The organism is Legionella nigrisilvae (assembly GCF_977063395.2).
In genome coordinates, this window is sequence record NZ_CDRUGZ020000027.1 from 640986 (window position 1) to 663470 (window position 22485).

Sequence of the window (22485 nt, forward strand, 5' to 3'; positions counted from 1 at the left end):
CATTCTGACCTAAACTCAAGTTGCTTAGAACATATATCTTCGTTACATCAGTTTAAGTCAGGAATATTTCCGTGAATTCATTCACCTGCTTTCCCAGTTCTTTTCACTCAGCAAGATACAAAGCCCTTGTTTTAATTTCGCGTCCACCCAGAAGATGATCGATTGCTTGACGCATAATTATTTTTGCTGATTTAAGGTAAGGAGCCTCATTTAAGTTATCTTGTGCCAAGGCAAGAATATGCGCACCTGAAATTCCTCTGCTGTCACGAATAAAACCTTCGCCAGCAACAAATTGATAATACGAATCAGGGACAATCAAATTTGTTGTTCGCGCTTCCTGGGTTAATGAAAAGGAATAACCACATGCATGCAGTAAAGTCCACTCAAAACGTCTTAATAACGCTTCAATGACTAATCGTTCCTTTGCTAATGTAAGGGCATTTAAAGTAAATAAATAAGCATCAAATAATGCCGAGTCAGAAGAATTGCGACTGAGGGCATAGTAAAGAATTTCGTTTAAATATAGACCTGCAAAAAGCGAGCTGCCTGTAAGCTGGAGTGATGGGGAAGTACTTTCAGTAGTTTGTACATAATATCGCTCACGACGTTCCGCAAGATTGATCCATAACGAAGTAAAAGGTTGTAACAGGGCTTGTTTTTTAGGGGTACGTCCGCCCTTATAAAGACATTGAATCACCCCAAGCTCGCGTGTAAAAAAACTGACTTGAGCACTGGTATCCCCAGACCATTTTTTGTGTAAAACCCAAGCTGCTATTGTCCTAGTTGTCATAACCTAATTGTTTTAATATACGCTCGTCATCCGACCAGCCTGATTTTACCTTACACCAGCACTGTAAGAATACTTTCTTACCTAATAGTTTTTCCATGTCCACGCGTGCATTCGTTGCCATTTCTTTTAGCTTTTGTCCCTTATCACCAATGATCATTCGTTTGTGATTATCTTTATCCACAAGAATCAATGCATGAATACGCACGAGAGTGCCTTCATCCTTAAAAGATTCAATATCTACGGTAACAGAATAAGGTAATTCTTGTCCGCAAAAGCGGAAAATTTTTTCCCGCAACAATTCCGCACATAAAAATTTTATAGGCCGATCAGTTAATTGATCATCTGGAAATAAATGAGGCCCCTCAGGCAAATAATTCTGTAATTTTTCTTGCAATTCATCCACCTGTACTCCTGTTTTTGCAGATATAGGGATGATTGCTGCAAATTCATGTTTTTGACTTATTTGTTCTATCCATGGTAACAACTGACTTTTATCATCAATTTTATCCACTTTATTTACCACTAAAACACAGGGTACTTTGGCTTGTTTTACTAAATTCAAAACGTATTCATCTTCGTCTTGCCAATGCGTTCCATCAACTAAAAAAGCAATCACATCCACATCACGCAATACACTAATCGCAGTTTTATTCATCATACGATTCATTGCTTTTTTACTTCCTTGGTGAATCCCAGGAGTATCTACATAAACAAATTGGTATTCACCTTCAGTACGTATCCCTAAGATACTATGCCGAGTTGTTTGTGGCTTTCTTGAGGTAATGCTCACTTTTTGCTGCATAATACAATTAAGAAGGGTTGATTTACCCACATTAGGCCTGCCAACTAAAGCGATATAACCACAATAACTAATCATTAAAATTTATTCCTGTTTATTTTTAAAACATTCTATCAGTCACACCATAAAATTTCCAGATTTGAAGCATTTCCACTTGATATTTCACTAAAAAACCAAGTATCCTGTGCAGTATGTGAACAACGGATAGTTCCAATGTCTTATTTTGTAACATCGAAAGGCCACACTCAGCTTATCGTTCCCTTAGCCATTACACCCTTTAGTCATCAAGCACTGCCAACCATAACAGGAAGCCTATTTAGTAACGAAGCAGGAGCTGTTTTATACGGTCATTACAATATGGAATATCTTCTTCCAGGAGGAGATAGACTGCGATTAATTGCCAATCATAATAAAAAAACAGTGCAGCTCATGTTATTTACCTATAAGTCAGAGGTGATCCAACTGCTTCCCGGCGATCGACCTTGTTCATTAGTAGCCAATGTTATTAGCAAAGTTCATCGTTACCGCGTACGTTCAGAAAGCTACAGCCAGCCCTTAAGTTCGGTACAAGAAAAAAAATTACAGCTTGCTAATGAATGCATTAATGCGTTAAAAAAATTATTAAAAACGGAGCGACGATTAGCGAGTCAGGATCATGAAGGTCAGGAAGCATTAAGAAAACAAGTGATTAAAATTATTGGCCACTGTTCCAATCAAAACCGTTTGTTAGCAATTTCCCCGCTGATATCTGAAGGCATCTTAGGAAACCTTCTTTACGAAGCCCATAAAACAGCCCAACATTACTCCTTCAATCGTGTCTATGCTGTATCACGCCTCGATCAAATGGATTTTAGTGATATCGTCAAAAAACAAGAAGCAAAACAACCATGCCTTGTCTGGGATAGCGAGCTCCACATAGGACACGATAGTAAAGATTTAGATGATGCATTAAAAGCTATTTGTTCCTATTACAAATTATCTCCGGCACCTGCATTGAGTAATATTCCTGCAAATCGAATTGCACAACTTGCAGCTTTTTTGAATAAATTATGGCGAGATGGCCAAGATTGGATCAATTATCTGGCAATAGATAAAAAACCAGAACACAAGACAGAAATACAACAACGATTAGATGGCCTAACCATAACAAAGATCACCCCCTACTATAGCTTACAAGGGTTTATACAAAAAGGTTACCTCGATTTACCAACCCTAATCCGCAAATATACTAAGAGCGAAAGCCAACCAATAATTGCTGATACCAAAAAAAAAGCAAAAAAAAGAATCAGTAAACTGCCCCATGGTAGTTGGATAATTATTGCTAAGGAAGAGCTTATCCTTATTAGACAAGAGAACAAAATAATGCAATTACGCTATTTTGTTCATGATGGACTTTTCTACCCCCTGCCCGAAGGACATGATCTATACACTTTAGGACAAATCAGTAAACGTCATCTCTACTTACCAGAACGTGTTAGCCTAAGACTTAATGCATTTATTTCGCGTATACCTCGGTTTTTCTATAAATTCTATAAAAGCATGCGTCACTTTATTATCCATGATCTGCGTGATGATTTTTTCAACCACATTCATAAAACCCACATCCCAAAATTAGATGGGTATAAAAAGGAAAGCAAAAATAGCAAATCAAGGGATTCTCTAAGCTCGGCATTGGAAAATAAAGGCCTATTAGCGAATGGCCAAACTTTAGAAGAGTTTATTAAAGAGCAGATTAGCAACAGTCCTTATATCATTGCCCGGCCCAATCATCCACCAAGTCCCCACTGTTATGACAATCCCTTTCATCGAATTTTAGAGATAATACGCCATATCGCCAGTTTTTTTATTGATGTGAGCGAGCAAAATCCATTGATCGGTACTTTAGCAATTGCCGCTTATGCTTACGGAGGTGGAGCAGTACTTGCTCCCGAGTTCCTTAAATCAATTTTAACTAAATTGCACTTACACGGTTTAATTGCGGGAATTGAACCGACACAAAAACTTGCTCACTGGATGAGTCATGGCACAATCTCTGAAGCCATTTCTGCATCGATGACTTATTGGCAAAGCGTCGTGGCGGGTGGAAATTTGGATAAATTTTTTGTGGAAGCATTCAAAATACTCAAAGAAGATCCGGCAGAAATTGCGATTATTGCCTCATTAGCACTTAGCCTTGGTTATGGTTTAACTAAAGTAATTCCTTCCTTGGGACGTGAAATGGGAGACTTTCCTTACACCAATTATGCCGCTTTAGGCGGAAAGGGTGGCGCAGCTATTTATGATACGATTATGCATCCTGGTGAGGATTGGTTTCTTGGCACCTGTAAATGGCTATTTAAGAGTGTTGTCACTTTAGGGAAGCTGAGTATCGCTCCTTTTTTTGAAGGTTACTATTATGGATTCTATAATGGTTTTCTTAAGGGGTGGCGAAAAAGTGGAATCCTTATTAAGAAAGTCAGCAAACAGGTTCTTGCAGCCTCTACTGATTTTATTTTAGCGCTTCTCACCATTCCAATTATCGAAGTCAGTGCTCTTTTTATTCATGTACCCTTTCGTGGTATTACAAATCTACTAACTAAAATGCTTGCTATTCTAGGAAATATCAGTGATATAGGAGCCTTATTCCTTTCCTTTGCAGCAAGACCACATTCAGATAATTTAATGGCTAATTTTAGATTATCACCACTTTATGGTTTCACTTGGCCATTTGGTCATTTTTCTGATAATCCATTGTTCAATTTCGGCATTAATGTGATTTGTGCTCTATGCATTCCACTATCACAATTAATAAAAAATCTTATTTTATTGCCTATTTTTGATTTTATTTCTTTCTCGGCTCGCATCGCATTTAGTATTTTAGACCCCATAACGCGTATTATTGCCTATTCTGTAGGTAATATTATCTGTGCTATTGGCGAAGTCTGGGATCATTCTTTTGGATTTTTGTTTAGCACGAGTGCAAAAGGAACCACCTCGATTTGCAACTGGATCGATGATCAAGCCAGTATGTTGAAACAAACTTTGTTATCATTTATAGAAAGTCAACGTGGTCATCTATATTATTGGGCATTTGCAAAAGAAGATTTAAAATTACACACAACCTTAGAGGATGAAAAATATTATTCCAGTGACCCTAGACGTTATGAATTAATTCCACATTCAAACAGCCACTGTTTATTACAAACGCTCTTGAGCAAAAGCAGTGAATCGCAATTTAGCGAAAAGCATTCTCAAACCATTTCTCATCATCCCCCTATATTGGCAGTAAAAAAATCGAAAAGTAATTCAGAAGGCTCTTTTCAAAATGAAACAATCAGCTATAGTATTTAGCATGCTCACTCTAGCACCACTCACTTCTGGTGATTTATTGAACTATTTTGTATATAATTATACTATGGTGCAACAGGATAAAGATCTATGTCGATTGCAAAAGATAACCTAACAGAATTCCTAACCTCAGATGAGTTCGCACTTATAAGTGAAAAACTGGATGCCTCCATACAATCTAAAATAACCAGTGGAGAGCTTACTTTTTCATCTAAGGACGCGGATCCTAATCCTTCTACCATTGATCTGAGCCAATTCGGTTTACATAATCCTGAAGATATAAAGATCTTCTTATTATCCCCTGCTGGAGAAACAGTAATTCATGAAATTGGTTCTGAGTTAGCTCATGAGCGAGCTATTGAAGAAGAGCGGCAACTTCAAATACAAGAAGACATCCTGATGGAGGAGCGGAAAAAAGGTTTTCTATTCCATCTGCTACTCTCAGAAGAGGCTGAAGCGCAAAAAGCTCAAAATGAGTTAATTGAGATGCAACAGGAGAAAGCTTTAAAACCCAGCGAGCAAACTCCTCAGAAGAAAAAGACCCCTGAGCAGAACAGTGCACTTAAGGATACTTTAGAGCGCTACGATAGCTCAATTAGAAGTTATCAAGAACAGCAAAAAAATCTTAAAACACAAGAAAAAGCCCTTAACGAAGAGTTAAATAGGCTTGAAGAAGAAAGTTTAGCCATTGAGGCAAAGCATACAACTTACAATAACGTTCTGAACGCCTATGATAAATCTGCCCCAACCTTCGAAAAAAATCCAGAAATGCTCGATAGAGAAATTAGCTCACTTGAAAGACAAATAGATAGATTGACGGAGCATGTATTTGAAGAATTAGATAAAGGCAATGAAAAAGAAGCGCGAAAGATATTGGATCAACAAAATGCATTGAACCTCCAACTAGCCAGCCTAAAGGACATAAAATCCAAAGTGGGGAATGAAAAAGTATTTTTTGACGCAGACTTAAATTCAGAAGGCGTTACTTATGACAAAGCATTGTTTGCTCTGCCTAAAGATCAAGCCCCGGGGCTTGTGAAGCACAACGGTGAATTTTATCTTCTTAATAAAGGAGAAAAGTGGGATGACGTCAAAAATGATTCATTCAAGTTAGCCGAAGCGCAAGCACGCTTTGAAAATGCAAAACCCGAGATAATGAGTGTAAAAAATGTAGTTCAACACGTAAAAAAACAAGAAGTCGAACAAAATGCTTCCCGAAAGGATGAAACCCGTTCAAAACTAGTGGTAAACAAAGCAGAACAATTAATGGTTAAAAACCATATTACTTCGATGCAAGCAGCTCGTGCCAATGCGAAACAAGCATTAACATCTTCTCCTGACTTAGCTATGCAGCCACCAGGGTCCACAATCACGGGTGCAAGTTATGGCTTAGGGGCTACATCCACTCCAACTGATACTCAATCTAAAATGTCGTCGACCCCAACTGCATCCCCACAACCAGTTTTTAATGCTGCTGCATTTGTTCAAACTATCAGTAATGAACCCAAACCTACATGGGGATTTATGTTTTCAAAAGTTAAAACAATACAAGATCCCAGAGCACAAAAAGAAGTAGATAAGTTTCTTACCGATGAAGCAAAGAAAAATTTACCAGAAGACAAAAAAAATGAATTGGATAAGTTTAATCCTGAAGCTCTAAAACGAAAACTTATGGGTATGTTGGAAAGAGCACCTGTTCCAGAGGTAGCAATGAATAGTTTCTTAAAACATATGGCCAAATTTGAAGAAGCTTATAAGCCCAATGTGACTTCAGAAGAAAGCCCAGTGGCGCAGCGTGATCAGACCCAACCCCTTTCTCCATTTAATACAACACCGAGCACTTAAACAATTTATCCTTGGCTTAGACTCCGAGAGTTCAAATTTAAATCCTCGGGGTCCAAGATCGCTTTCTTGAATAACTAATGAATTACCCTAATTTCTTCAAATAAGAATCGCAAATATACTTGCCAACACAAACTAACTCTTCTAACATTAAACTTTGTGACTTAACCAAAGTTTACTAAAAAAAGTACATCACCGTAGGACTCACCATGATCTTAGATAAGTTACTGGGAAAGCAATCTGTAATTATATCACTGGATGTAGACAATTTTTTGTTTGAACGGTTAGAACAAATTAAAGCAGCCGGTTTCGATTTAGTTGAAATTAATTCAACAGATCAAAAGTTATTAGCTCAGGCCGTCACCCGCTGCCCCTCCCTTAAAATCGGTGCCGGTGGTGTGATTGATACGCAACAACTTGAAAACTGCTATCAGGCAGGCGTACATTTTGCGACCAGCCCTGGGTATCTACCTGAAATTGCACAAACAGCCAATGTTTACTCCTTCAACTATTTGCCAGGGGTTGCAACAATTTCTGAAGCCATGGCAGTGATGAGTCTTGGACTCGGACACGTCCGTCCCTTCCCCGCTGACTTAGCTTTTTGTACACTATTGAATAAGTGTCTTCCTCACTTAAAACTATTTCCAGCGGAAATTGAATGGGAAGAAGCAGAACATTTTCTTAATTTACCCTCTGTAGCAGCGGTAAGTATACATGACCCTGATATAAAACAGCTCAATGCACTCACAACAAGTATTTTGGCTTAAGGTCGTGTTAGGAATTTAAATTTTATTTCATTATTGTACCGAGCCTAATTTTTCCTTAATGTTCCCAAGCCTATAATGGTGCTTAATCAAACTGATTATAGGCTTGGCATGATTGATACTGCTCTATTAGACCAAACAATAGCAACTCTCACTACCTATAACGGAAAAACTAAAATTGATCCTGCGTTTGACAATTACAAACAAGGCATAGAAAAAGCATTTATTGGTTTTATTCATCAATGCAAAACAATTCCTCTTGCACAGCAATTAGATTATATTACCAAAGAAATGAAAGAAAAAACCGGTAGGATGTCTACCGAAATTGAAAAAGCCAGCAACCAAAATCGTAGTTGGACTTTAATTTTTTCCCTAGCAGCTTTAGCACTCGAACGAAAACGAGATTTACCTCAAGATCATCCTGAAATTGCCCCTATTGATAAGCTCCTATCTGGGTTAAGCAATGGATGGGTCAATGGATTTGGTTCAATAGGATTCGGTTTAACACTTAATAATGAAGCTATTGATAATATTTTAAATGGATTAAAAAGCTGGATTCTAAAATATGATACCAATCGAGTGGAACCGTCCAAACATGATAATATTTTAGCACTTTATTCTTCTATAAGCGCACTTGAGGAAAAATTATTAGGTTCACGCCTAACCCCAAGCAGATTTAAGGAGGAAATGGGGTTCATAAAGGATCATTTGATTAGTAAATTTAACGAACTAAAAAACCGATTAGAAGTCAGAAAAAATACTGTTCCAGTACTTAACCCATCAAAGGAAATTCTTTCAGAAGAAGATAATTTATACACACAATTTAAGCAGGAATTAAACAGTTTAAAAATACAACAAGCTCAAATTCAACAAAATATCGAGAGCTTTCCGCAACAACATTTTAATCGAGTAGCTAAATTACACAAATTCTTAGAGAATGTGCCTTTGGAAAGAAACCAGGAACTCATGAGTCAATTTTGGAAGCACTATGATACCCCAGAAAAATTCAATCAACTTTTGTTCGATCTGGAGATACCGGAAAATGAAAAGGCTGGATGGAATGAATATTTTAAATACCAATATGGCTCTTATCGAGAACAAGTCACGGCAATATTATGGACAGGAAGGTGGGGGATTCCCCAATTTATGGGGGGCATACCAAGCCATACCATTTCTTTAGAATTGTTGTATAAAAAATGCGATGCGGTTTTACAACCACTTCGCATAATTCACTCTAAGCTTGAAAAGCAAAAATTAATTATGGAAGCTCCCGCCTCTTCTCAGCTCATTAACAATATAGAAGAAGAGTTAAAAAACTTGACGATATTAAAACCAGCTAGAATTGATTTCTTAGCAGATGAATACGTTAATGTTATAAAACATAGATCAACTAATACATTCGCTAAGATAAATACGGATATTGAGGAATTGAGCAAAGAGCTTGAAAAACAAAGGAAAATGGTTCAAAGCTTCAAAAGCATTCATGAAAAAATCCAACTATTGAAGAAGAACATGGATTGTTCGCACTTAGAAGGATTGTTTAGATTATATCTAAATGCAGCAAGTATTAAGTTGAACCAGACTTCTCAACCTTTACCCGTTGACTTGCCAATAGCTCTAAAAATCGCTACTTTGGAGCACTCTATAATTAGAGCGCAGTCAAATGTACTTGGACTTCAATTAAGTCTTAATCAAATAGCCCTGGCGTTTGATCATCAAAAATCGAATGTAATCGAACTGGTGTCCAAATTTATCCATGATAAAGAAAATACGTGTGGCCATATATTATTATCCATATTTTCCTCTTCTTATAAAACAATGTTTGATGAGTTGAAGGATGCTCTAAATGAAAAAACCCCTGATGAGTGTTTAAATAAAATGATAGGAGCATTGGGCATTACAAATGAACCAAAACAAGAAAAAGAAATTTCAACTCACTTTAAAGAACTTAAAAAAGAAGCCTTAAAAGTTTTAAGTGAGGATTACATAGAAGAAATACCAATGGTTAAACCCACATAGAATTTAATTAATTACTTTTATTAATTAATAAATCCAAAATAAAAAATCCAGCCCCAATACAAATCGCGCTATCTGCTATATTAAAAGTAGCAAAATGATGATGTTTGTAATATACATCTATAAAGTCAATGACATAACCATGGTAGGCTCTGTCGAACAAATTACCTATCGCCCCCCCTAAAATAAGACTTATTCCAGCCAAAAGTAACTTTGCCTGACTTGCAGTACGATATAACCAAATAGCTAGAATACCGCTCACAATTAAACTGAAACTGGCAAAAAACCATCGATGCCAATTTCCAGCGCCGCTTAAAAAACTAAATGCTGCGCCGGAGTTATAAGCCAAAGTAAGGTTAAACATTGGGAAAACAGCTAATGGTTTATAGGGTGTTAAAAAAAACTCCACCAAGTATTTACTTGCTTGATCACAAATAACTACAAAAAGACTCAATATAAACCATGGCCATTTTTTCATATAAATTGTCTCTTTTCCTCTTGCCCACTGATATTACTGACACAACGTAAACAGAGCTCAGGATGTTGCGCATCTTGTCCCACATCAGGTCGTCTATGCCAGCAACGAGCACATTTTTCATGGGCACTTGCTGAAACCGCAATCGCAAAACCATAGGCTGTGGCAGACAGCCCAGCAGGAGCTGAATCCATGGGTTGTACTGCTGCATCTGATGTAATTAATAAAAAGCGCAATTCCTCGCCCAAACGAGTCAGTTTAGGGAATACTTTGTTATCCGCATATAAAATTACCTCGGCAGCTAAAGCGGAACCGATTTCGCCCCTTTGACGTGTTTCTTCCAAAGCTTTATTAACTTCGTCGCGAATTACATGCAGTTCTTCCCAATCCGTCATGTTCACATCATCAATCTTTGGCCAAGCATCATACCAAAGCTCAGTAAAGACTGATTCTTGTTTATAACCTGGTATATAGCGGCTTATCTCCTCAGCTGTAAAGGATAATATGGGAGCTATCCAAAGAGTAAAGGCCCTAATAATGTGGTACATAGCAGTTTGACAAGACCGTCGGGCTTTGCTTTCTTTTGCGGTGGTATATTGTCTGTCCTTAATTAAATCCAGATAAAAGCTTCCCATATCTACCGCACAGAAATTATGAATCTTCTGATAAATAATATGGAATTGATAGTTTTCATAGGCTTCTATAATTTCATCTTGCAAGAGCTGAGTTCGTTTTAATGCCCATTTATCCAATTCCAGAAGATCTTTGACATGCACACAATCCTTGGTTGGATCAAAATCAAATAAATTCGCAAGCAAAAAGCGGGCCGTATTACGAATTCTGCGATAAGCATCTGCATTTCTCTTTATAATTTCATCTGAAATGCTCACTTCATGTCGATAATCTGTAGACGCCACCCATAAACGTAAAATATCAGCACCGTGTTGATTGACTAATTTATCTAAAGCAACATAGTTTCCTTTGGATTTAGAAAGCTTTTTACCTTCAGCATCTACGGTATATCCATGAGTCAATACGGTTTTATAAGGAGCCACACCATACATTGCTACGGAAGTGGTTAACGAAGAGTTAAACCAGCCGCGATGTTGATCCGAACCTTCAAAATAAATATCTGCAGGGAAAGCCAAAGCCTCATTTTGCTTTAGAACAGAAAAATGGGTTACTCCGGAGTCAAACCACACGTCCATAGTGTCATTAATTTTTTCATAAAACTCAGCATCCTTTCCAAGTAATTCTTTTATATCCATTTCGAACCAAGCATCGATCCCGGATTTTTCAATAAGCAAGGCTACTTTTTCGATAAGCTCTAATGTATCAGGATGCAATTCACGCGTCGAGCTATGTACAAATAAAGGCATAGGTGTACCCCATGCTCTTTGCCTTGATATACACCAATCAGGTCTATTTTCAACCATATTGCTAATTCGAGCCTTACCCCAATCAGGAACCCAAGTTACTTTATCGATTTCTTTGAGAATATGTTCTCTTAATTGGCTTTTATCCATAGAGATAAACCATTGAGGCGTGGCCAGGAAAATCATCGGTGATTTATGCCGCCAGCAATGGGGGTAACTATGTCTAATATTTTGTTTAGCTAAAAGCACACCATGTTCCGCTAAAGCATTCAAAATAGTATCATTAGCCTTTAAAACAGACAGTCCCGCAAACAGTTCTACATCATCAGCAAAACAACCATTTCCTTTAACTGGATTAATTAACGGCAAATTATAGGCTTTACCAACTAAGTAATCATCTGGTCCATGAGCAGGTGCTGTATGAACACTTCCAGTGCCGGATTCAGTAGTTACGTGCTCACCTAATACCACAGGGACAAAACGATTATATAAAGGATGTTTCAATTTCAAATGTTCAAATACCTTTCCTTTTACCGCGCCACGAACGGTATATTGCGTCATTCCATAACGAGCCATCGCTGATTCAACCAAATCAGTAGCAAGTATCCAATATGCATCACCCGTATCTACTAAAGAATAGTCGATTGCGGGATGCAAACATACCGCTTCATTAGCAGGTAAACTCCATGGGGTTGTTGTCCAAATAGGAAGGCCCAGTGGTTTTATTTCTGCCTTTCCTGGAAACAAATGAATAAACTCTTCAGGATTTACTGCAAAAAAAGTGACATCAATCGATGGAGAAGTTTTCTCATCATAGTCGACTTCCGCTTCCGCTAAAGCAGAACCACAATCAATACACCAATGTACCGGTTTAAAACCTTGTTGCAAATGACCGTTTTTAATCATTAGACCTAATGCACGAACAATATTGGCTTCATAGCGAAAATCCATAGTGACATAAGGATTATACCAATCACCAAAAACCCCAAGTCTTTGAAATTCATCGCGTTGAATATCAATTTGGCTCGCTGCATATTCACGGCATTTGGCACGAAACTCTCTAGCAGATACCTTATCCCCAACTCGGCCTATCTTTTTCTCTACATTAAGCTCAATAGGTAACCCGTGACAGTCCCATCCAGGAACAAAGGGTGCATCATACCCGCTAAGCGATTTGGATTTAACGATAATATCTTTAAGTATTTTATTTAAGGCATGACCGCAGTGTAAGTGACCATTCGCATAAGGAGGACCATCATGCAGAATGAAGCGCTTACTTCCGGAACGGGCTTTACGAATTTTTTCATATATTTTTTTTGCCTGCCAATCAGCCAAAACCTCAGGCTCTCGAGTAGCTAGACTTGCCTTCATCGGAAATGAAGTATTGGGAAGATTCAATGTATCTTTATATTCTGCCATAAGAAATTCGCTCTGCAAAATCGTTAAACTTTTGGTGACTATTCACCCCGTATCAGAATAGCTCTCATTTGATGCATGTTATATAAAAAACATTTTAAAAAAACCGCACATCATCATTGGGCCAAAATATTTTTTATTTAACCTGCACTAAATCTAAACTTAGCTTTGATATAGGAGTAGTTCATTACAATTCTTGAGGAATTCTTTCGCCACCGCAATATCATCATATATCTGCGCAATTAAAGCATCCACCGAAGTGAATTTAACCTCATCACGCAATTTGTGCAAGAAAAACACTTGCAATAATTCACCATAGATAGACTGATCAAAATCGAATAAATGCACTTCCAAAATATTCTTACTGCCATCTACTGTAGGACGGCGTCCCACATTAGCAACACCATATACTATTTGGTTAACAATTCGAACCTGAACTGCAAATACCCCCTGTAAAGGTAACGAGTATCGGTTCAGAGCCAGATTGGCAGTAGGGATTCCCCACTGACGCCCTCGTCCATCTCCATGTAATACACGCCCACAAATACTATAAGGTCTACCCAGGTATTTGGTAGCTGTATTCAACTCACCATGCTGTAATGCTGTTCTAATTCGAGTGGAGCTGATTCGGTTTTCATTAATACAAAAATTTGAATAAATATTCACATCGCAGGCATACTGAGAACTGAGCTCTTTCAATAAGCGCACATCACCTTCTCTATTTTTACCAAAACGAAAATCCTCACCTATGAGCAAATATTTTACATGGAGTGTAGAAAACAAATAGGTGCGTGCAAAATCAGTCGCAGATGTTTCCGCCAATACACTATTAAATTTTAAACAGTATACATAGTCAATCTGACATGAGCCTAAAACCTCTAATTTTTCTCTTAAACTGGAGAGTCGTGCAGGCGCTTTTTCCTGTTGGAAATATTCTCTAGGCTGTGGTTCAAATAGAATAAGAACTAAAGGTAACTTTAAGTCATTTGCTTTATTTCTTAAAGTCCTAATAAGATTTTGATGACCTAAATGCACGCCATCAAAGTTACCAATAGTAGCTACCACACCTTTATCAAAAGCAGAAAAATGTTGAATCCCGCGCAACAATTTCATAATAATTCAATCGTGTAACTCGAATGCAAGTAGTATACTTGTTTTCTGTCCAGTTGAGAAATTAAAAGATTGAAAAGAAAGTATTAGAATTCCCTGTAAATTTGGGGCAAACAAAGCGTAACCTAGGTTCCTAATGGAAATTATTCTCTGGATTCGCTTTGCTGCTCTGGTACTATTCTTATGATTTTTCTGGATGAATAGAGCGGACAATCAATACATCACATTGAGCTCCATGCAAAATTGAGTTTGCTGTTGACCCTAATAATAATGAAAGCCCATGTTTTCCATGACTTCCGGTAACAATCAAATCGATATGTCGCTCCTGCGCAACTCTTAAAATTTCATTTTTGGTGGAACCAAATTCAATAAATCGGTGTTTTGCATCTACCCCGAGCTTTTCACCCAATTCATTAAGTTCTTTTTCGGCTTGTTCACGAATGGATAATTCAACCTCAGCAAATCCGGCAAAACCTGGATATGCATATGCAGGAATGGGTTCTACGACATGAACTAATATCAAATCAGCGCCATTTTCATCGGCAATTTTTTTTGCTTTATGCGCTGCTATAACACCAACTTCGTCAAAGTCAGTAGCAAATAATACCCTCTTATACATCATTTTCTCCTTAAAATTCTGATGCCTACTTATAGACTAGCAGATTTAAAATTAATTGCATTACAAATAGGAGGGGTTTCATATCTTAAAGAACAGATATTAATGTATGTACTTTTCGGAAGGACGTGCTTTCGTTACCGACATACTTACGAATGACTCTAATGAAGTTTTTTCAAAAAGACAGGTTTAAGTTTTTAATTTATTTTGGCGTTTCTCGTAATCTAATATGCTCTTCAGCTTTAGCAATTGCTTTCCGAATTGCATTCGCTTCTTCTGATTGTTCTGGCGCCAGTTTTAATAAACGTTGCCAATAATTAATTGCATCCTCATAAGCATGACTCACAAAAGCATCCATCGCAAGCATGGCTAGTGCATCTGGCTGATTTGGATTATTTTTTAATAATCGACTAAATATTTCGGTAATTTGTTCGGTAAATTGTTGGTTATTCAGAACCCACAAGCTATGTGCATAATTGACGGCATATTGTTCATCATCTGGATAAAATTGATATGCTTTCGAAAAAGCCTCCACAGCGTTTTGCCGTTTATCTTGGCTATTATACAAACGTCCCAATAGATACCATCCTTTAGCACTCTTGGGAGTATCATCCAATTTTGCGCGTAATTTATCGATTAACTCTTGCGGGCTTTTAACTGATTCCAGCATTTTTTTAGCTTGTTCCTGAGAGTTCCGATGTTGAATGTATTTTTGCCATCCACCAAATCCACCCCAATAATAATATCCAGTAAATGCCACCAAAAATATAACCGGAACCAACAACAAACCCGTTATAAAATGACGCCTGAATGGATAAATTATAATCATACAGGCCAGTCCTGCTAGACCTGCTAATAATCCCAATAACCACCATTCATTCATAAGAAACTCACTAATTTTAAACAGTACCTGGGTTCGCGAGAGCCCAATCCCATGACTCACTAACCTAGTTCAAGTGAAGTATGCTTCTTCTCTCGGGTTCTAAAACAAGTTCGCCAAAAAATAACAAACCCAAATAATAAAAATAAAAAAGGTCCAAACCACAGTAAAAAAGTTACCGACTTAACAGGTGGTTTGAATAGGATAAAATCACCATAACGAGCAGTTAGGTAATCACTAATTTCACTATCACTCTTACCTTGTTTAACCATTTGATAAACTTGAGCACGCAGGTCTTTGGCTAATTCAGCATTGGAGTCAGCCAAGTCTTGATTTTGACAAACAAGGCACCGCAAATCTTTGAGTAGATGGTTAAACTGAGCTTCCTTTTGAGCTGAATCCAAAGGATAAGTGCTGTTTGCCCAAATAGATGAGCATAAAAAAAGTAACAATCCAAACAAAATTTTGTCTATTCTCATGATGTCTGATCCAATTGTTTTATCAAAGGTAAAACCTCTTTTAACCAGACTTCTTGAGTCAAAACTCCTGCATGTCGATAGCGAATGACTCCTTTCTTATCCACCACAAAAGTCTCCGGTGCCCCATAAACTCCCAAATCAATCGCAACCTTTCCATCTTGGTCCTGGATAATGAGCTTATAGGGATTTCCCCATTGCTCTAACCATCGGAGTGCATCATTTGCTTTGTCTTTATAATTTAACCCATAAATGGGTATTCCTTCACGCGCCAGTTGCAACATAAACACCTGCTCATCAATACAAGCCGCGCACCAACTGGCCCAAACATTTAACAAAAGTACCTGATCGCGTAATTGATTTGAATTAAAAAAGGAATTCGGATCCTGCAATTGGGGTAAACTAAACTCAGGCAATGCCTTACCCAGCTGAACTGAAGGTAGCTCGTGTGGGTTTAGAGATAAACCGCGCCAAAGGAAAACACATAGCAGCAAAAAAAGAGCAATTGGAATAACCTTCCATCCTATTTTTTTCATGCTTTTAACTCCTGTACAGCACCCACAATCGACTGTCTTTTTTGATAATATCGTCTGTCAGTCAATGCAAAAAAGCCACCCGCTAAAATCATGAATCCACCTGCCCAAATCCAGCGGATTAAAGGTTTATAATAGAGTCTTACCGACCATGAATCACTCGTTAATGGTTCACCGAGGGCAATGTAAATATCTCTAAAAGGTGTTACATCAATTGCCGATTCAGTCATAGGCATTTGCCCTATTGTGTACAGCCTTTTCTCAGGATAAATCATCTTCGTCCTACCTTGATAATTTATTTTAAATTGCGCTTTGGTTCCTTTATAGTTAGGGCCTGATAATGACTCTTGCTGCACAAACTCGATAGAATAACCTTGCAGGCTAACCTTTTTCCCTGGCTCCATTTGCACATCATCTTGCACGCCATAAGCTGTGGACACTGCTATACCAATTACCGTAGTAGCCACACCTAAATGCGCCAGAATCATTCCCCAATAAGCTTGCCCTACCTGAAATAAGCCACGCTCGTAAATCCGTTTGTAAGCCGCTTGAATCGTGCTTAAAATTACCCAGGAAGCCAGACATAAACCCATAAAGGCAGCAATGTCAAATTCTCTAGAAGTAGTAAGCAATAAAACGAAAGGAATTAAAACACTGAGAAATGCAGTTTTCCAAAGTTTCTTTAACACATCTCGCCAACGATCACTATTCCATCTTAAATGAATACCAATTCCCATCAATAACAAAAGAGGAATCATCAATGGAACAAAAACCGCATTAAAATAAGGAGCGCCTACAGATAATTTACCCAGTCCTAATCCTTCAACAAGCAGCGGATATACTGTTCCCATTAAAACAGTAAGCATAATTACCACTAAAAAAACGTTATTTAATAACAACGCACTTTCTCTCGAAAAAGGACTTGGGTTACTGCCTGACTGCAAATTTTGTGCTCTAAAGAGAAACAATAATAAAGATCCGCCAATAACAAATATTAAAAAACCTAAAATGTATAATCCACGCTGTGGATCTACAGCAAAGGCATGAACTGAGGTGAGAACACCGGAACGTACCAGAAAAGTACCAATTAAACTTAAAGAAAATGCTGCAATTGCCAACAACATAGTCCACGCTTTAAATTGTTGACGTTGCTCCGTAACTGCCAAAGAATGCAATAAAGCAGTTCCTACTAGCCAAGGCATAAACGAAGCATTCTCAACTGGGTCCCAAAACCACCACCCTCCCCAGCCTAATTCACGATAGGCCCACCAACTTCCTAAAGTAATCCCTGCAGTTAAACAACACCAGGCAGCTAGAGTCCAGGGCCTAGTCCATTTGGACCAACTGGTTTCTACCTTTCCAGCCCAAAGTGCTGCAATAGCAAAAGCAAAAGCAACTGAAAAACCAACATACCCCATATACAACATGGGTGGATGAAATAAAAATCCGGGGTCTTGTAACAGAGGGTTTAAATCACGGCCCTGAGTATCTAAAACTTGAAATTGACGTAAAAAAGGATTGGAGGTAGTTAGTAAAAACAAAATAAAACCTATACTAAGCCATCCAAGAACTACTAAAACGCGAGTCCGCATCGCCTTGTCGAGTCCTGTACTGCAAAAGGCTACAAGTAACATCCAAAAACTAAGAATGCCGACCCATAACAGCATAGACCCCTCATGCCCACCCCAAACAGCGCAAAGTTTGTAAAACCAAGGTAAGGAAATACTGGAATTACTAAGCACATAAATTACTGAAAAATCATTCTTTAAAAAACAAAGAGTAAGGAACAAATAAGACAAGGCAATAAAGAAAAACTGGGAAACCACATAAATGCCTGCAGCGTCCATCCAATTACTGCGTTTTAATTGCAACCCTGCAAGCGGAACCAATGCAAGCATTATGGAAGAAAGTAAAGCCAAAATTAAAGAAAAAACCCCTAATTCTGCAATCATGAGTGTACCTTTTTAGATAAAGCGGCTTTCACTTCCGGCGGCATATAATTTGCATCATGTTTCGCCAATACTTGTGAGGCACGAAAATGTTGATTATCAAGCAGCTGCCCTTCAGCAACTACTCCCTGCCCCTCTCGAAACAAATCAGGAAGAATTCCCATATAAGTTACGGTAATTGTTTGATCAAAATCAGTTATTTTAAACGTTACATTCAAACTATTTTTCGAACGGACGATGGAACCTTTCTCTACCATACCCCCTACTCGAATTGTATGTTGTTTTGGTGCTTCCCCTGCTACAACTTGGGTTGGAGCATAAAACAGGCTGATATTTTGCCTTAAAGCATATAGAACCAACGCCGCAGCAATGGATAAAATAGACAAGCTAAATGCGAGAATCATTATCTTGCGTCTGCGTACTGGAGTCATTTTTATCGCTTAAACCATTGTTGTAATTTTTGACGTGTTTGTTTTCCTTTCCATTTCATACCTAATAAATTCATTACTAAAACAACACAAACCAAACCATAAGCAGGCCAGACATAAATGGAATACCCCCCCATTGTCAACCATTCTAAAAATTGATTCATTTAACTTCCCCTTCAAACTGAACCTTGACCCAAGCTTGTCTTTTTTCCCTAATCAACAATTCTTGACGTGCTTTCTCTAAAATAATCCACAGACAATATAAAAAAAATCCAGCTATGGTTATCAATAAAGGATATAACATGCTCCCATCAATTTTAGGTTTAGCAAAAACTGATAAAGTAGATCCTTGGTGTAAGGTATTCCACCAATAAACGGAATAATGAATAATTGGTAAGTCAAGAATTCCAACTAAGGTTAAGATGGCAATAATTTTGTCACCATCTTCTTTGTTTTTAATAGCATAATGAGTTGCTAAAATCGCAGCATAAAGCAATAAAAGGATCAATTCAGACGTTAAACGAGCATCCCAAACCCACCAAGCGCCCCACATGGGTTTCCCCCAAATACTTCCGGTGACCAGCGCCAGAAAAGCCATACTAAGACCAATTTGGGCCACAATATTAATTAAAAGACCGGCGATTTTAATACGCCACACCAAAAGCAATACCGCTAAAAATCCCATCCAGGCGTAAAGCATCATGGACAAAAATGCACTGGGAACATGGACATAGATAATTCGAAATGCATCGCCTTGTTGATAATCAGGCGGTGTAAATACCAATCCCCAAATAATACCAACAAGTAACGTTACTAAAGCACCCACTGCTAAGATTGGAGTGAGACGTCCAGTAAAACTATAAAATAACTTAGGCGAAGCCAGTTGGTATAATAATTTCCACATAGGAATAATTGAAATCAAAAAAACCGGATTTTATCACGTATCCACCTATTCGCAAACACTTACGGTCTGTTTCCCTTTTGCTAGCTTGAGTCAAAATGGCTCGATTTGCGACTACCGAAGCGCAGCATACATAAAGTATGTGAGCATCGGAACGCAGAAAATCGGGACAGTTTAGGCAAACTACAGAGGTCTGTTTCCCTTTCGCTAGCTTGAGCCAAAATGGCTCGATTTGCGAGTACCGAAGCGCAGCATACATAAAGTATGTGAGCATCGGAACGCAGAAAATCGGGACAGTTTGGGCAAGCTAGTAGAAAGGGAAACAGACCTATTCAATGTGACTGATACGCATAACACCGGCTATTGCATAGGGTAAAAAACCCGTAGCCACCACAGACATTGCTAATAACAAGGCCAAATAGGCACTAATGGGCAGTCCTTGCATGGCAATATTTAAAGTTCCGCTTCCAAAAATAAGTAAGGGCAGGGTTAATGGTAATAAAATCAAAGCCATCAAAAGACCTTTTTGATTGACTCCAACACCAAAGGCAGCTGCCAAGGCACAAAGAAAAAGCAAAGCGGGGGTTCCACAAATAATAGTCAGCGCAAGAACTTCTGTTTCCCATGCGGTCAATGAAAACAATAAAGCAATTAAAGGGCATAAAACAAGTAAAGGGAGTAAATTGAATAACCAGTGCGCAATTATTTTTGCACTAACCAATAAAGGTAATGATTGACCGGATACAATCCATTGTTCAATTACACCATGCTCATAGTCTTGCTGAAATAAACGCTCTGCTGAGAGCAGTAACGACAAAAGTATTGCCATCCAAACCATACCAGGAGCTATTGTTCTAAGCAAGGTCACTTCTGGTTTCACGGTGAGAGGAAACATAAACAGAAAAATTAACAAAAATAAGCATGAATTGACTAAAAAACGAATTTGTCGTACTTGAATAAGCAGCTCACGCTTGCATTGGTTAGTAAATAAAGCAAAAGCTGAAATCATAAAGAATACTCCTCATAATCAGAGGAGCTGAGTGGTAATTGTTGGTGCGAAGTCAATATAACGGAACCACCCTGCTTCCGATGCGCGGCTATTTTATCCATAATTCTAACTATTGCCTTATCATCCAGTGCCACTAAAGGCTCATCGAGTAGCCACAATTTGACCTTTGAAAACCACAAGCGTAGCAATCCTGCTTGTCTACGCTGTCCTGCAGATAATAAACCACAGGGGGTATTAAGATGATGTTCCAGTTTAAAAATTGCAGCCAACTCTTCTAAAGAGATAAATTTATCTTTCTTCATACCAGGCAAAAAGGTGGAAGGATAATGAAGATCAAAAAAACAATTTTCTTTTAACGTCAAGTTAGGATTAATCCCTGTTTTGTGACCTACAAAACATACTTGGCGTTGATAAGCCGCTCGATCGTGATCAATATTTTGACCAAAAAATTGAATTTCACCGTAATGCGGATGATATAAACCGGCGATTAATTTCAATAAGGTCGTCTTACCAGCACCATTTCTCCCTCGTAGATGAATTAACCCACCTGATGGCAAATGAAAAGCTACCTTCTTTAAAAGAGGCTGCTCCTGGTAATCAAAATCAAGGTTAATCACATCGAGCATAGATAAATAATACACTTCATTGGTTGGTTTTAAGTAGCCTGGATGCTGCACAGCGGAACCGGAACATTTAGGTGACTCCTAAATTCCCGAGTTCCGCAATGCTGCACTGGGGGCTAAACTTTATAAAGAAATACTACTCGAACTAAAAAACAAAACAAGTTTTATTTCATTTGCAAAGATTGTTCAAACTCCAGATCGCTTTTTCGTTCAGCGACCATCTCTCTGAAAGCAATTACCGAAGAGGTGTCACGTCCTAAAATCCAAGTTGTAAACCCTTGGCTTGTAGCCAGAACCTCATATTCTTTCGTTTTAGTTAACCCCTCTATGGTTTGCTCCAAATTATCTAAGGTTGTTTTTTCAAGTTGTTTTTTAAAATTCAACAAAATTCGGCTTTTTAAATGATCACCTTTAAACTGTGTATAAATACCACCTAATTTCTCCCCTTTTGCCTCGAAGAAGTGATATCTATTTTCTGATCGATTATTTACTTGAGCCTCATAATGTGTACTTAACAAATTAAAATTAGGTCTAGTTAACTGCGATACGTTGTCAATTAAATCCGCGCAAATTGTATTTTGTTTTTCAGCTTGCTCGATAGCCGCTTTCGGAACATTTAAATCAATCAATGGAAAAATGTTAGGACCAAACATTCTGCCTAAATTCTCAGATCCCATCTGAGTAACTTCCTTTTTTTTGCTCACTTTGTTTAATAGTGTCAACAAGCAATAAGCAATTTTCTGATTGCTCTCTGATTTTCCTTTCAATATATATTTGATTACTTCTAGATAATTATCTTTTTGGTTTTTAGCTTCGTTTAAGGTATTAAATTGGACCGAACTAAACAAGGGCTCATCATGACCTTGTAACGCACCTAAACTTGATTTGAGTAGTTGGGCACATTCAGAAATAGACATTCCGGTGAAATCTGCTTTTCCTTCTTCTATTTCAGCAATTTTGGCCTTACGTTGTGGCTCTGTTAACGCGCCTACACGAAAAAGCCCGATAGGGAGAGCTTTTTCATTTTTTAACTCAGTATCTATTAGTTTGATTAGCTTTAAACTAGCATCCTGCAAGTGTTCAATTTTCTTTTGTCTTAATTTTGCATTGGATGGCATAATGTTATCTTCTCCTATTTTTAATGTTGTAGTGAAC

The 22485-nt window shown here is 38.0% G+C and carries 20 protein-coding genes; 4 read left to right on the forward strand and 16 right to left on the reverse strand.

Features of this window, described 5'->3' with window-relative positions; all coding sequences use genetic code 11:
• Positions 1-103: 103 nt before the first annotated feature.
• Both recO and era read right to left on the reverse strand, forming a co-directional pair.
• Positions 104-790, reverse strand: coding sequence for a DNA repair protein RecO (recO, locus tag ACWTE2_RS20105; RefSeq protein WP_182391015.1), 687 nt, complete (start codon positions 788-790; stop codon positions 104-106).
• Positions 780-1667, reverse strand: coding sequence for a GTPase Era (era, locus tag ACWTE2_RS20110; RefSeq protein ID WP_182391016.1), 888 nt, complete (start codon positions 1665-1667; stop codon positions 780-782). Before era ends, recO begins: the two co-directional genes overlap by 11 nt.
• Before the next feature lie 135 nt (positions 1668-1802).
• Between era and ACWTE2_RS20115 the strand changes: the two genes are divergently transcribed.
• The 4 genes from ACWTE2_RS20115 (at position 1803) to ACWTE2_RS20130 (ending at position 9541) form a co-directional block, all read left to right on the forward strand.
• Positions 1803-4919 carry a hypothetical protein gene (locus tag ACWTE2_RS20115; protein WP_454784072.1) on the forward strand — a complete coding sequence of 1039 codons (3117 nt, stop codon included), beginning with the start codon at positions 1803-1805 and terminating at the stop codon, positions 4917-4919.
• An 87-nt stretch (positions 4920-5006) separates the two neighbouring features.
• Positions 5007-6761: a hypothetical protein gene (locus ACWTE2_RS20120; RefSeq protein WP_454784073.1), complete on the forward strand. Its 1755-nt coding sequence runs from the start codon at positions 5007-5009 to the stop codon at positions 6759-6761.
• Positions 6762-6967: 206 nt separating this feature from the next.
• Positions 6968-7525: a bifunctional 4-hydroxy-2-oxoglutarate aldolase/2-dehydro-3-deoxy-phosphogluconate aldolase gene (locus tag ACWTE2_RS20125; protein ID WP_182391019.1), complete on the forward strand. Its 558-nt coding sequence runs from the start codon at positions 6968-6970 to the stop codon at positions 7523-7525.
• 108 nt (positions 7526-7633) lie between these two features.
• Positions 7634-9541: a hypothetical protein gene (locus tag ACWTE2_RS20130; RefSeq protein ID WP_454784074.1), complete on the forward strand. Its 1908-nt coding sequence runs from the start codon at positions 7634-7636 to the stop codon at positions 9539-9541.
• Positions 9542-9548: 7 nt separating this feature from the next.
• Here the strand turns inward: ACWTE2_RS20130 and lspA are convergent, their stop codons facing one another.
• From lspA to ACWTE2_RS20200, 14 genes are all read right to left on the reverse strand, one after another.
• Positions 9549-10016, reverse strand: coding sequence for a signal peptidase II (lspA, locus tag ACWTE2_RS20135; protein ID WP_454784075.1), 468 nt, complete (start codon positions 10014-10016; stop codon positions 9549-9551).
• Complete coding sequence (gene ileS / locus ACWTE2_RS20140; RefSeq protein ID WP_454784076.1) at positions 10013-12808, reverse strand: isoleucine--tRNA ligase; 2796 nt, start codon at positions 12806-12808, stop codon at positions 10013-10015. Before ileS ends, lspA begins: the two co-directional genes overlap by 4 nt.
• A 159-nt stretch (positions 12809-12967) precedes the next feature.
• Positions 12968-13918, reverse strand: a complete 951-nt coding sequence (gene ribF / locus ACWTE2_RS20145) for a bifunctional riboflavin kinase/FAD synthetase (RefSeq protein WP_454784077.1) — start codon at positions 13916-13918, stop codon at positions 12968-12970.
• Positions 13919-14096: 178 nt separating this feature from the next.
• Positions 14097-14534 carry a universal stress protein gene (locus ACWTE2_RS20150; protein ID WP_454784434.1) on the reverse strand — a complete coding sequence of 146 codons (438 nt, stop codon included), beginning with the start codon at positions 14532-14534 and terminating at the stop codon, positions 14097-14099.
• 199 nt (positions 14535-14733) lie between these two features.
• On the reverse strand, positions 14734-15414 hold the full coding sequence (locus ACWTE2_RS20155) for a tetratricopeptide repeat protein (RefSeq protein WP_454784078.1): 681 nt from the start codon (positions 15412-15414) through the stop codon (positions 14734-14736).
• Between the two features lie 59 nt (positions 15415-15473).
• Positions 15474-15890, reverse strand: coding sequence for a cytochrome c-type biogenesis protein (locus ACWTE2_RS20160; protein ID WP_454784079.1), 417 nt, complete (start codon positions 15888-15890; stop codon positions 15474-15476).
• A complete protein-coding gene (locus ACWTE2_RS20165; protein ID WP_454784080.1) occupies positions 15887-16423 on the reverse strand; it encodes a DsbE family thiol:disulfide interchange protein in 537 nt (178 codons plus the stop codon). The genes ACWTE2_RS20160 and ACWTE2_RS20165 overlap by 4 nt, the downstream gene beginning before the upstream one ends.
• Positions 16420-18372: a heme lyase CcmF/NrfE family subunit gene (locus tag ACWTE2_RS20170; protein WP_454784081.1), complete on the reverse strand. Its 1953-nt coding sequence runs from the start codon at positions 18370-18372 to the stop codon at positions 16420-16422. Before ACWTE2_RS20170 ends, ACWTE2_RS20165 begins: the two co-directional genes overlap by 4 nt.
• Positions 18369-18800, reverse strand: coding sequence for a cytochrome c maturation protein CcmE (gene ccmE, locus ACWTE2_RS20175; protein ID WP_454784082.1), 432 nt, complete (start codon positions 18798-18800; stop codon positions 18369-18371). Before ccmE ends, ACWTE2_RS20170 begins: the two co-directional genes overlap by 4 nt.
• A 2-nt stretch (positions 18801-18802) precedes the next feature.
• Positions 18803-18961, reverse strand: coding sequence for a heme exporter protein CcmD (ccmD, locus tag ACWTE2_RS20180; RefSeq protein ID WP_454784083.1), 159 nt, complete (start codon positions 18959-18961; stop codon positions 18803-18805).
• The gene (ccmC, locus tag ACWTE2_RS20185; protein ID WP_454784084.1) at positions 18958-19701 is read right to left on the reverse strand and encodes a heme ABC transporter permease CcmC; all 744 of its coding nucleotides are present in this window, start codon (positions 19699-19701) and stop codon (positions 18958-18960) included. Before ccmC ends, ccmD begins: the two co-directional genes overlap by 4 nt.
• Before the next feature lie 325 nt (positions 19702-20026).
• Positions 20027-20707: a heme exporter protein CcmB gene (ccmB, locus tag ACWTE2_RS20190; protein WP_454784085.1), complete on the reverse strand. Its 681-nt coding sequence runs from the start codon at positions 20705-20707 to the stop codon at positions 20027-20029.
• A complete protein-coding gene (ccmA, locus tag ACWTE2_RS20195; RefSeq protein WP_454784435.1) occupies positions 20704-21333 on the reverse strand; it encodes a heme ABC exporter ATP-binding protein CcmA in 630 nt (209 codons plus the stop codon). Before ccmA ends, ccmB begins: the two co-directional genes overlap by 4 nt.
• Before the next feature lie 161 nt (positions 21334-21494).
• The gene (locus ACWTE2_RS20200) at positions 21495-22448 is read right to left on the reverse strand and encodes a RhoGAP domain-containing protein (protein WP_454784086.1); all 954 of its coding nucleotides are present in this window, start codon (positions 22446-22448) and stop codon (positions 21495-21497) included.
• Positions 22449-22485 lie beyond the last annotated feature (37 nt).